General features: G+C 75.2%; 12 protein-coding genes. 7 read left to right on the top strand and 5 right to left on the bottom strand.

The genetic code is table 11. The features are described 5' to 3' along the window. The first annotated feature begins 63 nt into the window (after window positions 1–63). Both ACFP3U_RS14885 and ACFP3U_RS14880 read left to right on the top strand, forming a co-directional pair. Window positions 64–711: a DedA family protein gene (locus ACFP3U_RS14885; RefSeq protein WP_380225967.1), complete on the top strand. Its 648-nt coding sequence runs from the start codon at window positions 64–66 to the stop codon at window positions 709–711. A gap of 102 nt (window positions 712–813) precedes the next feature. Beyond that, entirely contained in the window at window positions 814–1,515 is a 702-nt protein-coding gene (locus tag ACFP3U_RS14880; protein ID WP_380225966.1) for a phosphatase PAP2 family protein, read from the top strand. A gap of 32 nt (window positions 1,516–1,547) precedes the next feature. On the opposite strand, the gene ACFP3U_RS14875 is transcribed toward ACFP3U_RS14880, so the two are convergent. Continuing rightward, window positions 1,548–2,444 carry an alpha/beta fold hydrolase gene (locus ACFP3U_RS14875; RefSeq protein WP_380225965.1) on the bottom strand — a complete coding sequence of 299 codons (897 nt, stop codon included), beginning with the start codon at window positions 2,442–2,444 and terminating at the stop codon, window positions 1,548–1,550. A gap of 115 nt (window positions 2,445–2,559) precedes the next feature. Next, the gene (locus tag ACFP3U_RS14870) at window positions 2,560–3,507 is read right to left on the bottom strand and encodes a GlxA family transcriptional regulator (protein WP_380225964.1); all 948 of its coding nucleotides are present in this window, start codon (window positions 3,505–3,507) and stop codon (window positions 2,560–2,562) included. A gap of 71 nt (window positions 3,508–3,578) precedes the next feature. Between ACFP3U_RS14870 and ACFP3U_RS14865 the strand changes: the two genes are divergently transcribed. Continuing rightward, entirely contained in the window at window positions 3,579–4,214 is a 636-nt protein-coding gene (locus ACFP3U_RS14865; protein WP_380225963.1) for an HD domain-containing protein, read from the top strand. Window positions 4,215–4,433: 219 nt separating this feature from the next. Here the strand turns inward: ACFP3U_RS14865 and ACFP3U_RS14860 are convergent, their stop codons facing one another. Continuing rightward, window positions 4,434–5,204: a hypothetical protein gene (locus ACFP3U_RS14860; RefSeq protein WP_380225962.1), complete on the bottom strand. Its 771-nt coding sequence runs from the start codon at window positions 5,202–5,204 to the stop codon at window positions 4,434–4,436. A gap of 236 nt (window positions 5,205–5,440) precedes the next feature. Continuing rightward, window positions 5,441–6,220, bottom strand: a complete 780-nt coding sequence (locus ACFP3U_RS14855) for an NAD(P)H-dependent oxidoreductase (RefSeq protein WP_380225961.1) — start codon at window positions 6,218–6,220, stop codon at window positions 5,441–5,443. A 137-nt stretch (window positions 6,221–6,357) separates the two neighbouring features. Here ACFP3U_RS14855 and ACFP3U_RS14850 point away from each other — a divergent pair, with 137 nt between their 5' ends. Then, window positions 6,358–7,242, top strand: a complete 885-nt coding sequence (locus tag ACFP3U_RS14850; RefSeq protein ID WP_380225960.1) for a helix-turn-helix transcriptional regulator — start codon at window positions 6,358–6,360, stop codon at window positions 7,240–7,242. 34 nt (window positions 7,243–7,276) lie between these two features. Here ACFP3U_RS14850 and ACFP3U_RS14845 read toward each other — a convergent pair whose 3' ends face one another. Then, on the bottom strand, window positions 7,277–7,837 hold the full coding sequence (locus ACFP3U_RS14845; protein WP_380225959.1) for a GtrA domain-containing protein: 561 nt from the start codon (window positions 7,835–7,837) through the stop codon (window positions 7,277–7,279). Window positions 7,838–8,566: 729 nt separating this feature from the next. Between ACFP3U_RS14845 and ACFP3U_RS14840 the strand changes: the two genes are divergently transcribed. From ACFP3U_RS14840 to ACFP3U_RS14830, 3 genes are all read left to right on the top strand, one after another. Continuing rightward, window positions 8,567–10,501 carry an ABC transporter ATP-binding protein gene (locus ACFP3U_RS14840; RefSeq protein ID WP_380225958.1) on the top strand — a complete coding sequence of 645 codons (1,935 nt, stop codon included), beginning with the start codon at window positions 8,567–8,569 and terminating at the stop codon, window positions 10,499–10,501. A 143-nt stretch (window positions 10,502–10,644) separates the two neighbouring features. Continuing rightward, on the top strand, window positions 10,645–11,541 hold the full coding sequence (locus tag ACFP3U_RS14835; protein WP_380225957.1) for a hypothetical protein: 897 nt from the start codon (window positions 10,645–10,647) through the stop codon (window positions 11,539–11,541). Between the two features lie 161 nt (window positions 11,542–11,702). Beyond that, window positions 11,703–12,200: a hypothetical protein gene (locus tag ACFP3U_RS14830; protein WP_380225956.1), complete on the top strand. Its 498-nt coding sequence runs from the start codon at window positions 11,703–11,705 to the stop codon at window positions 12,198–12,200. The last annotated feature ends 297 nt before the right edge of the window (window positions 12,201–12,497 follow it).

Genomic DNA, 12,497 nt, shown 5'->3' with positions numbered 1-12,497 from the left:
AGCGGACCTTCAGCGCCCCGCGGTCATGACGGTCGTACCGGGCCCAGGAAAGGCGCTCCCGCGATGTTGTCCCCATCGGCTCTGCTGGCCGTCAACCCGCTCGACGCGGGTTCACTGCTCGGCGCGTTCGGGGCGCTCGGCATCGCCGTCGTGCTGTTCGCCGAGACCGGACTGCTGGTCGGGTTCTTCCTGCCGGGTGACTCCCTGCTGTTCACCGCCGGCCTGCTGTGCACCACCGGCGCCCACAGCGGCCCCCACCTCGACCTCGCCCAGGTCCTGGCCGCCTCCGCCGTCGGGGCCCTCGCCGGCGCCCAGACCGGCTACCTCATCGGCCGCCGCGGCGGGCGCGCCCTGCTGGTCCGCTCCCGCAACAAACACCTCCACCAAGGCGTCGCACGGGCCGGGGCGCTCCTCGCCCGCTACGGCCACCGCAAGGCCGTGGTCCTGGCCCGGTTCGTGCCCGTCGTGCGCACCGTCCTCAATCCGCTCGCCGGCGCGCTCGGCGTCAACGCCCGCACCTTCACCCTCTGGCAGGTGGTCGGCGGGCTGGTCTGGACGTTCGGTCTGGTGCTCGCCGGATACGCCCTGGGTTCGTCGGTGCCCGACATCGACCGGTACCTGCTGCCGATCGTCGCCGCGGTCGTCGCCCTCTCGCTGCTGCCGCTCGTCCTGGAGCTGCTGCGCTCCCGCCGCCGGACCGGTGCCCGGTGATCGCCACCGGGGCCGGCGCGGCCGTCGACGGGCGCGACAGGCCAGGCGGGCCGGACGGGCCGGACCACGGCTGGAGCGGGCCCGGTCGGGAGGCCCGCGCCGATGGCTGACGGGGTGAGGTCCGCGCCGACGAGTCACCGCCCGAGGCCCGCGCGGTGGCCGGTGGTGGTGGCCGTCGCCTGGACGGCGTTCGCGGTACTCGCCGGGGTGCTCGCCGCGAACGGTTGGGCGCCGTTCGCGTTCGAGCGGGCCGCCGTCGACTGGTGCGCCGCCCACCGGCCGCCGGTCGCCCGGAGCGCCGCCCTCGCCGTCACCTCGCTCGGCGCCGGCCCGGTGCCCTACCTCCTCGCGTTTGCCGCCGGCCTCGTCGCCCTGCGGTCCACGACCGCCCCGCGGTCCCGGCGGACCGGAGCCCGGTTGCTGCTCGTCCCGGTGCTGCTCGCCCCGCTGCTCTGGCTGGTGGCCGGCGAGCTGGTGCGCCGGGGGCTGATGCACGCCTTCGCCCGGCCCCGCCCTCCCGGGGTGGACCGGGCGGTCGCCGCCTCCGACTTCGCCTTCCCCTCCGGGCACGCCTTCACGTCCGCCGTCTGCGCCGGCCTGCTCGCCCTCGCCGTCGCCCGCGCGTACCCGCGCGCCGCGCGGGCGGCCACCGCCGGGGCGCTGTTGTTCACCGGCGCGATCGGCCTCAGCCGCGTCTACCTCGGTGTCCATTGGCCGCTCGACGTCCTCGGCGGCTGGCTCCTCGCGGCCGGCTGGCTCGCCGCCGGGACGGCCGTACTGCGCCCGTGGTCGCGCCGGGCGTGAGTGACGTGAACCCCGCCCCGTCGGGGATCACCTCACGCACGCCCGGCGGGACCGCCCCGGTTCGCGGTGTGGGCGAGGAGGGCCGGGACGACGGTGTCCCAGGTGTGCTCGGGGAAGACCTCGTGGCCGGTGCCCGGCAGGGCCAGGAAGCGGGCGCCGGGGATCTCCGCGGCCAGCGCGCGCCCGTGCTCCGGCGGGAACAGCGGGTCCTCCTCCCCGTGCAGCACCAGGGTCGGCGCGGTGATCGCACCCAGCCGGTCGCGCCAGGGGCGGCCGGCGTCGATCAGGTAGGGGTTGGTGGACTGGGCCGCGATGTCGCGGGCGTGGTCGACCACCCGGGCGGCCAGCCGCCGCACCCCGTCCTCGTCGAAAGGCCGCGACACGGCGGCGAACGGGCGCTCGCCCTCGACCATCGACTCGATGACGGCCGCCCGGTCGGACCAGTCGACCCCGCCCCCGCCCCCGGCCTGCGCGAAGAAGGCGGCGAGCCGGTCCGCCATCGGCGGCAGGTCCGGCTGCTCGTGCCCGGGGCCGCCGGGGGTGCCGGAGGCGAGGGTGAGCGTGGCCACCCGCTCCGGGTGGCCGAGCGCCAGCAACTGGCCGACCGCGGCGCCCTGGGACATCCCGAGGACGTGGGCCGCCCCCAGCCCGAGGGCGTCGATCAGAGCCGCGGCGTCCTCGACCAGGTCCGGCAGGCCGTACGGCGGCGCACCCACCGGGAAGGTGGTCGAGGCACCGGCGTCGCGCGCGTCGTAGCGGACGACGTACCGGCCGCCGGCGGCCAGCCGGTCGACGAAGCCGTCGGGCCAGTTGAGCCGGCAGTGCCCCGCCCCGTGGATCAGCAGCACGGCCGGATCGGCGGGATCGCCGTGCAGGTCCGCGTACAGCTCCGCACCGTCGACCTCGACCGTGCGCCCGTAGTCCAGCATCGGCTTCCGCCTTCGTCCGGTGATTCGTTCCGTGTCACGAAGACCGTACGGGCCGCCACCGCCACCGCCCGGCCGCGCCACGGCGTCTCGGTGTCTCGGTGTCTCGGAACGGTGCCTAGACCCGGAAGGCGGCGCGGTACTCGGTGGGGGTGGTGCCGATGTGGCGGTGGAAGGTCGCGCGGAAGGCGGCGGGGCTGCCGAGGCCGCTGAGGCGGGCGACCTGTTCGACGGGGGTCGTGGTGGTCTCCAGGAGTTCGCGGGCCCAGTCGAGGCGGGCGGCGGTGAGCCAGGCCATCGGGGAGGTGTCCGTCTCCTGCTGGAAGCGGCGGATGAAGGTCCGGCGCGACATGTGGGCGCGATCGGCGAGTTCGGCGACGCTGTGCCGGTGCGCGAGGTTGTCGAGCATCCAGGCGCGGACCGCCGCGAGGTCGTCCCCGCGTGCGGCCGGCCGGAAGCGTTCGATGAACTGCGCCTGACCGCCCGGGCGTTGGGGCGGGGCGACGAGCGACCGGGCGCGGGCGTTGGCCGCCGCGGCGCCGAAGTCCCGCCGGACGATGTGCAGGCAGAGGTCGACGCCGGCGGTCACTCCGGCGGAGGTGAGGATGTCGCCGTCGTCGACGTAGAGCTGGTTCGGCCGGACGTCGATCCGGGGGTAGCGGCTTCGCAGCGCGTCGGCGTCCCGCCAGTGGGTGGTCGCGGGGCGTCCGTCCAGCAGTCCGGTGGCCGCCAGCGCGAACGCCCCGGTGCAGATCGACACCAGTCGCGCCCCGCGCGCGTGCGCCGCGCGGAGCGCCGCCAGCGCCGTCGCGGGAACCGGGGCGTCCGGGTCCTCGTAGCCCGGGACGACGACGGTGTCGGCGCCCTCCAGCACTTCGAGCCCGGCCGGGGTGGCGACGGTGAACCCGCCGCTGAGGACCGGCCCGGCGGAGGGGTCGGTGCAGACGGTGACCCGGTAGTGCGGGTCCGGTCCGAAGGTCTGCACCGGAATGCCGAGGTCGAGCAGGAGGACCCCGGGAAGTGCCAGCACCGCGATCCGGTGGTTCTCGGCGGACGATTGCGACATGGCACGATCCTAGCGACACCCGGCCCGCGTGCCACTGTCGCGGTCCGGCGGCGGATTCGTAGCCTGCCGCCATGGACCTCTTCCCGCTCGACCTGCCCACCGGCCCCCTGGCCGAGGCCGTCCTCGCCACCGTCCGGACCTCCGAGACCCCGCCGCTGGTCAACCACAGCGTCCGCAGCTTCCTCTTCGCCGAGCTCCTCGCCGCGCACGAGGGCTGCCTGGACGACGCCGCGTACGACCGCGAACTGCTGTTCGCCGCCACCGTGCTGCACGATCTGGGCGCGGGCGAACTCGCCAAGGGCGAGGCCCGCTTCGAGGTGGAGGGCGCGGACCTGGCGGCCGACCTGCTGCGGCGCCACCACGTCCCCGAGGCGGACGTCGACCGGGTGTGGGAGGCGATCGCCCTGCACACCTCCCCCGGCATCGCCGAGCGGCGCGGCCTGCTCTGCTACCTCACCCGCGAGGGCGTGGGCGCCGACTTCGGACGCCGGGCGGACGTCGTCGCCCGGTGGGAGCCGCGGATCCACGCCGCGTACCCCCGGCTGGCCATGGTCCGCTCCCTCGTCGACGCGATCGTGGAGCGCGCGGCCCGGTCGGAGGCCGCCGCTCCCCGCTACTCCCTCGGCGGCGAGCTCCTCCGCGAACGCCGCGCCGACGGCGTGACCACCCTGGAACGCGCCGCCGCCGGCTCGCTCTGGGGCGAGTAGGCGCGGTGGCTCGACGGCTCCCGACCGGGAGTCGCGGCGCCGCCGGGGCCTGAGGTGACGGACGTGGACCGGGTGCTGGTGGCGGGGATCCGAGAGAGAGGGCCTGGCTGCGAACGGTGCGCTGACCACGACGGGGTGGGCGCGGGGGTGGCACATCCCCCCCAGAGCCCTCGGTGCGGCCGCGCACCGGGCGCGACCGCACCGAGGACGGGCGGCGGGTCAGTTCGTGGCGGTGGCACCGAGGGCCGGGAGCTTGGGCAGACCCTCCAGGTCCGGAGCCGGCAGGCCGCTGCCGAGCACGGTCGCGGCGACGAGGTTGACGGTGTCCTTGACGACCTTCTGGGCCGGGGCGGCGGCGTCCGCGGCCGGGGCGGGGACCGTCCCGCCCACGGCCGGAATGCCGACACCCGGGGCCGGAGCGCCCACGGCCGGAACGCCGACGCCCGGGGCGGGGGCTCCGACGGCCGGAGCACCGACGCCCGGAGCCGGAGCGCCCGCGGCCGGGGCCGCGGCGCCGGCCGGCGAGGCCAGTTCGTCGACCGACTTCTTCAGGTTGGCGACGGCGGTCGCGACCAGGTCGGCGGGGCCGGCTTGGGCGCGGGCCGCCGGGGCGCCGACCAGTGGCTTCCCCGGAGTGCCGACGGGCGGGGTGACGGGCAGTCCGGGCGCCACGGCCGGGGTCTCCGCGGCGGCGGGCAGCACGGCCTTGAGCTTGTCGATCGCCGTGCCGACCGCGCTCTTCAGGCGGGTGGCGTCGGCCTCGGGCACCTTGCCGTCCGGGGACTTCGCGGCCAACGCGACCAGTTCCGCGGCCGGCTGGGTCACCCCGGCGAGCGCGCCGAGCACCCCGGCCTGCTGGGCCGCGGCGTCGAGACCGGGCGCGGCGGCGGGTCGGGCCACACCGGGCGCCCCCGTCAGGAGGGTCAGCCCGAGGGCGGCGGGAACGGCGAGGGCGGCGAGGCGGGCGGCACGGGTCTGGACACTACGCATGGAAAGGGCTCCGATCGAAAGCGGGAGGTTCGGTCACGGACCGTCGGTCCGACTCCTCCACGGAGCCCCGGCCCGTCGGCCGTCGCAACCCGGGCGCTCCGACAGGGGTGGTGACACGCCGTCACGCCACGCCGTGACACCCTGCCCTACCTGCGGAAACGTGCTTCACCCGATCGGGCCCGCCCCAGTCGGCAGCACCTGGGCCGGTCGGAGGACCGAGGTGCGTACGGGCGCGGTCAGGCCCGCACGTGCAGCCCGAAGCCCGTGCGGCCCGCCGGCTCCAGCCCCTCCTTCAGGTGCAGCGAAGGGATCTCGTAGTCACCGAAGTTCTGCCGCCGGAAGGGGATCGGCTCCGTCGACTCCAGGGTGAGCAGCCGCTGCTTCCAGCTCTCGGCGACGGTCGCGTAGTCCTCGTCGGCCACCCGGTCGCTGCCGTACACCACGAACGGCGGCAGCACCTCGACGCCCGGGTAGTAGAGGATGCCGTGCTGGAACGGGAACAGCAGGTCGTCGATCGGGCCGTTGATCCCGCGGGCCGTGTAGTGGGACTCCGGTCCGCCGACGGTCACCGACAGTAGCGCCCGGCGGCCCGCCAGGGTCCCCTCGCCGAAGCGCTCGCCGTACTTGGTGTCGCTGTGCTCGCCGACGCCGTACGCGAAGCGGTAGGTGAACACCCGGTCCACCCAGCCCTTGAGGATCGCGGGCATCGAGTACCACCACAGCGGGAACTGGAAGATGATCGTGTCGGCCCACAGCAGCTTCTCCTGCTCGGCGACGACGTCCGGGGTGAGCGTCCCGGACTGGAAGGCCTGGCCGGAGTCCAGCGGGACCCGCAGCGGGCTGGAGGCGCTGGGGCCGTAGTCCGCGGCGTCCACGGTCGCCTTCCAGTTCATGGCGTAGAGATCGCTCACCCGCACCTCGTGCCCGGCCTCCTCCAGGGTGGAGACCGCGAGGTCCTTCAGCGAGCTGTTGAGCGACTTGGGCTCCGGGTGGGCGTGGACGATCAGCGTCTTCACGGGGACTCCTTGGGATCGGATGCTTCGATCCTGGCCCCCGTAGCGCCCGGTGTTCAGGGGCGGCAGTACCGTCGGACCGGACTTCCTGGTACTGGCAGGGCCTCCCTCGCCCGCTCCGCCGCGGCCATACTGGCGGCATGGACGATCTTGCAGGCTTCCTGCGGACCCGGCGCGCCCGGGTCGACCCCGCGACCGCCGGTATCCCCACCGACAGCCGGCGCCGGGTCGAAGGACTGCGCCGCGAGGAGGTCGCGCACCTGTCCGGGGTCAGCGTCGACTACTACGTGCGCCTGGAGCAGGGCCGCGCGACCCAGCCCTCCGAGCAGGTCCTCGACACGCTCGCCCGCGTCCTCGGCCTCGACGAGACCGAACGCCGGCACCTCCACCGGCTCGCGCGGCAGCGCCGCCGTCGTACGAGCACGCCGGGCGGGCGGGTCCGGCCGGAGCTGCTGCGCGTCCTGGACCTGGTCTCCGGCGCCCCGGCGCTGATCATGAACCACCGCCTGGACGTCCTCGCCGGGAACCGCCTCGCCGAACTCCTCCTCGGCCGGGCGCTGCCGGGGCTGAACACCGCCCGCCACCTCTTCCTCGACGAGGCCGAGCGCGGCCTCTACGCGGACTGGGAGGGCTGCACCCTCGACGTGGTCGGGCACCTGCGGCTGGCCGCCGGGAAGTACCCCGACGACCCGCGCCTGGCCTCGCTCGTCGGCGAGTTGTCGATGGGCAGCGAGCGCTTCCGCCGCCTCTGGGCCCGGGCGGACGTGCGCGCCCGCACCCATGGACGCAAGGCGTACCGGCATCCGCTGGTCGGACTGCTGGAACTGCACCAGGAGAACTTCGCCCTGCCGGACGCCCCGGGGATGGAGTTGCTGGTGCTGTCCGCGGCTCCCGGCAGCGCGGCCGAGGACGGGCTGCGCCTGCTCGCGGGCCTGGGCGCGGGCCTGGACGCGGACCTGGGTGCGGACCTGGACGTGGAGAGCGGGACCGCGCTGCCCACGGTGGACGCCCGGGTCGCTGAGTGACGACGGCCGTCCCCGCGCCGCCCGGCGAGTAGGGTCAGGCGGCGCGGCAGAGCCGTTCGGGGCCGACGGCGGACGGCGCGCGGGTCCTGGCAGGCGCGCGTGTCCCGGCAGGCGCACGGGTCCCGGCCACCTCCACCGGGCGGAGCGTTCGGACGGCGGCGGCCCGCGAACGGTTGCGCGCGAAGACGACCAGGCGCAGCACCGCGAACCGCGCGAGGCCGGCCAGGGCGGAGGCCGACAGGTAGACGGCCTGCTCCACCACGGCCCCGGGCTCCGCCGCCACCAGGTGCAGGACGAGCATCGCCGCGCAGGTCACCGCGTACGCCCCCACCGCCGACCCGGCCGACTGCAGGTGCTGCCGCCAGGTCGCGCGCCCGCCCGCGCCGAAGGTGAAACGGGCGTGCAGCTCGGTGGCGAGCAGCGTGGAGGCCGCCGTGATCAGGGCGTTGGCCAGGGCCCAGGGCAGCCAGGCGGCGAGGGCGGCCACGGCGAAGCCGGAGGCGAGGCCCACTCCGCCGCCGCAGAGGACGAAGCGGGCGAAGTCGGCGAGAGCGCCGGATGCCGTCCGCCGCTTCCGGCCCTGTGCTGACTCCATGACCCGCCGCCCCCTTGTGTGCGATGCCCCGCCCGCGGGCCGTGCGCTCCCCAGCCACGGACCCATCTTTCGATGCCATGATGGCGCAGCCATGGCGCCATGTCCAGTCCGAGTGGCGCCACATCGACGCCACGACGCCATCCCCGGGTCCATGCCGAGCCGCTCATAGCCGCCGGCGCGGTCGTCCGGCCACCCTTCCCGTCCGCGTCCAGGACCAGCCGAACGAGTGAATCCGGCGACGGCTGCGCGGCCCGCGATCCCCTCGTCCGCGACGGCGCCCGCGAGCACCCCGACGCCGGCCGGAGGGCCCCGCTCGAACAGGCTCTCGCCGCCTGCGCACTGGGATCCGGGGCACTCCCGCTCCTCTGCGCGACGGACCGGAGGGTGCCCCGGACCGCCTCCGGAGTGCTCGAAAAGACCCCGTTCGACCCCGGCTCGCCCGGAGGAAATCCACTTGAACGCCGCATTCGAACAGCACCATCATCGGACCCTCCCCGCCCGTGGCGGATCCGCCAACTCGGCCCGAGGAAAGCTCACTTGAGCCTTCCCTCCTCGGCCGGGCCGGTGCTTCCGCACGTCCGCCGACCGCTCCGTACCTGGAGGATCCGTGGCCTGTCACCCCACCCCGGCGATCCATGTCCCACCCGTTCGACCCGTCCAGCCTGTCCGACCCGCCGCGCCCGTCCATGCGGCCCCGGTGGCCCGCGCGCCGCGCGAGGAGGCGAACGCTTGAGCACCACGACGGCGTCGGCCGAGGCCGCCGACGAGGAACTGCAGTGGCTCGCCGACGGGCGGCGCATCGCGGCGATCGAGGCGATCAGCGTCGGCGCGATGGCCCGCCGCCTGCCGGCGCTGGTCGTCCGCGCCTTCCGGCTCGGCTGGCGCATCGACCGCGCCTCCGTCGCACTGCTCCTCACCTGCCAGGCCGTGTCCGCGGTGCTCGGCGCGGCCGGCCTGTTCGCGACCACCGGCACGATCTCGGCCCTGTTCGGCCCGGGCCCGGTCGGCGACCGGCTCGCCGACGCGGCGCCGTCGATCCTGGTGATCGCGGCGGCGGCCGGCGTCCGCTCCCTGCTGGGCATCACGATCCAGGCCGTCACCGTCCACCTGTCACCGCGGATCTCCCGGGCGGCGGAGGCCGCGGTGCTGCGCGCCACCGTGGCGGCCGAGCTGACCGCCTACGACCACGCCGGCTACAACGACGAGTTGGAGGCCGCCGACCGCGGCGCCGAGGTCTGCGTGGACATCGTCGGGGAGGCGCAGAACCTGCTCGCCTCCCTCGCCTCGCTGCTCGGCGCGGCGGGCGTGCTGACCGTGCTCCACCCCGCCCTCCTCCCGTTGCTGGTCCTCGCGGCCCTGCCCCGGGGAATCGCGTCGGTGCACGCCGCCCGGGTGCACTTCCTGGCGAACCAGGCGGCCAGCGGCGACCGCCGGATCATGGCGAAGCTCCGCTGGTACATCCACCTCAAACGCAACGCCGACCAGGTCCGCTCCGACACCATGGGCGAGTTCCTGCTCGCCAAGTACGACCAGGTCGGGCTGCGGCTGGACGCCCGTTCGCGGCGCGCGGCGGTGCAGGGGGCCCGGGTGTCGGTGGTCGGCGCCGCCGTCTCCGGACTCGGGACGGCCCTGGTGTGGGCGGCGATGCTGTGGCTGGTCAGCACCGGCCGGATGAGCCTGCCGCGCGGCGGCGCGGCGGTGTTCGCGCTGGCGGCGGTCGGCACCAGCCTGCGCGGCATCGTCGGCTACGGCGCGGACCTGTTCCGCACCGGCATGTACCTGGACGCCTGGTCGAGCTTCCTCGACACCGCCGGCGGCCACCGGCCCGCACGCGGCACCGGGACGCCCGAGGCACCGCGCCGGATCACGGTGGAGGACCTCGGCTACACCTACCCCGCCTCCGACCGCAAGGCGCTGGACGGGGTGAGCCTGCACGTCGAACGGGGCGAGATCCTGGCCCTGGTGGGCGAGAACGGGTCCGGCAAGACCACCATCGCCAAGCTCCTGGCCGGGCTCTACCTGCCCGATTCCGGAGCGGTGCGGTGGGACGGGCGCGACACCCGCGACCTCGACCCGCACGCCCTGTGGCGCCAGGTCGCCGTGGTCCCGCAGGACTACGCGCGCTGGCCCATGACCTGCCGCGAGAACATCACCCTGGGCCAGCCCACCGCCGAGGGCGACGCGGCGGTGCTGCGCGCCGCCGACGCCTCCGGGGCCGCCGACGTCGTCGCCAAGCTCCGCCGGGGCCTGGCCACCCTGCTGGCGGTGGAGTGGATGGGCGGCGAGGAGTTGTCCGGCGGCCAGTGGCAGCGCCTGGCCATCGCCCGGGCGTTCCACCGGGAGGCGGGGTTGTTGGTGCTGGACGAGCCCACGGCCGCGCTCGACCCGCGTGCCGAGCACCGGATCTTCAAGAACCTGCGGGCGGTCGCGCGGGAGCGGGCGGTCGTGCTGGTCACCCACCGGCTCACCAACGTGGCCGTCGCCGACCGGATCGTGGTCCTGGAGGACGGGAAGGTCCTCCAGGAGGGCACCTTCGCCGAGTTGGTGGCCGACGAGGGCGGCCGGTTCCGGGAGCTGTGGGACCTGCAGAACGAGCGCACCGGCATCCCGGCCCAGCGGACCCGGTCGGTCCCGGTCCATGAGGAGCAGCGGACCGACCGGTGACCGACCGTCCGGCACCGGCCGCCCCGTCGGGACTTTCCGTTATCGCGCGGCCCGCCGGCGGTCTCCTGATCGGGCGCCGTCCGCAGCCCCGCGGCTCCGGACGGCGCCCGTCGCACCGTGCCCGCTACGGGAAAGACCTGCCGATGAACACGCCCTCCGCCCGTCCGCTCTCCCATCCGCTCGCCCGACGCTGGCTGCTCGCCTCCTGCGTGCCGGTGCTGCTCGTGCTCGGGATGGCGCTGACCGTCCCGCCGGCTCCGGCCGAATCCGCACGGTCCACCACGGCGAGCATGCCGGGGATGCCCGGGATGCCGGCCGAGCAGGCGGGTTCCGCCGGCGGCCTCGCCGCCGAGCAGGACGGCTACCGGCTGGACGTCGCGACCGCCGGTCTGCCGAGCGGGCGGCCGACGGCCTTCCGGTTCGCCGTCACCGGCCCGGACGGCTCCCCGGTCACCGACTTCGCCGTCCACCAGACCAAGAAGCTGCACTTCTACGCGATCCGCACCGACCTCACCGGCTTCCAGCACCTGCACCCGGCCATGGCCGAGGACGGCATCTGGACCGCCGATCTCGCCGCCCTCGCCCCCGGCACCTGGCGGCTGTACGCCGACTTCGTCCCGAACGTCGGCGCCCACCCCCGCGAGCTCGTCCTCAGCCGGACCGTGACGGTGCCCGGCGAGGCCGCCCCGGTGCCCCTGCCCGCCCCCACCGACACCACCACCGCCGACGGCCACAGCGTCACCCTGACCGCCCGGCCGATGGCGGGCGCCCACCAGTTGACCGCGACCATCAGCCGGGACGGCCTCCCGGTCACCGACCTCCAGCCCTACCTGGATGCCTACGCCCACCTCACCGCCTTCCACGAGGGCGACCTGGCCCTGGCCCACCTCCACCCGGCGAACGCGGTGAACGGCGACCACGGCGGGCCAACGCTGACCTTCCAGGCCCTCTTCCCCGAACCGGGCAACTGGCGGGTCTTCCTCCAGTTCCAGACCGCGGGGCAGCTGCACACCGCCGCGCTCACCCTGCACATCGACTGACGGGACCGGACAGGCGGGACCCGCCACGGATGGCACGCCGGAGTCGCCCGTTCGGGCGAATGCGGGGCAGGAAGCGGTGGCCGACCCCGCCGCCCGGAGATCCGTGCGAGTGGCGGCGCTCCTCCGCGTCCGCCGCACGACGAGCGCACGGGAGTCCCCGCATGACCATCGACCGCAGGAACGCACTTCGGCTCACCTCACTGGCCGCGGCCGGCGTGGGGATCACCACCGGGTTGGGCGGGGCCGCCCGGGCCGACGGCCTGGCGCGGCAGCTCACCCTGAAGGGGAAGAGGACCGCCGCCGACCTCCCGGAGGTGCTCGTGCCGGGCACGCCCTACTTCGTCCACTACGAACTGCGGGACGCGGACGGCAACCTGGCCGGCACCGAGAGCGCGCAGTGCACACCGGTGACCGTGGGGCTGGACGGAGCACTCATCGTCGCGTCCCTGGTCCTGCTCCTCGGCAACGGCATGATCACCGCCTCGACCGCCTTCCGTCGTCCACTGCCCTCGCTGACCGAGGTCGTCATCAATCCCCGCCAGTGGTCCCACCTCTTCGCGGTCACCGGGGGAACCGGCGACTACGACGGCGCCACCGGCTCGATCACGATCGATCACCTCTCTCAGGAGGACGACGTCCTCACCGTCACCCTCGACTGAGCACCGCGGTTCGCCGACGGGCCCGGCCCCCACCGAGAGCGACGTGGGCCCACAGTCGCTTTCCGGAAGGCGGCCGGCTCGTCGATGCCGGGGCAGCTGGGACGCAGGGGTGGTGCGGTGTCGGGAGGTCAGGCGCGGAGCAGGTCGGTCGAGACCGCCCATGCCCTGGCCGATGTCGCGGTGGTCGCCGAGGACAACCCCGACCTCCTCGGAGAGATCGCGGTGGGGTGGTGACCGGTGCGTGGCTGCGTCGGGGCGCTGACAACGGGGCGGGACCGGCCTATCGTGCGTCGTGGC

The sequence above is a fragment of the Kitasatospora misakiensis genome, assembly GCF_042656005.1.
In the GTDB taxonomy this organism is placed as follows: domain Bacteria; phylum Actinomycetota; class Actinomycetes; order Streptomycetales; family Streptomycetaceae; genus Kitasatospora; species Kitasatospora misakiensis.
This window is presented reverse-complemented; position numbering and strand designations above follow the sequence as displayed.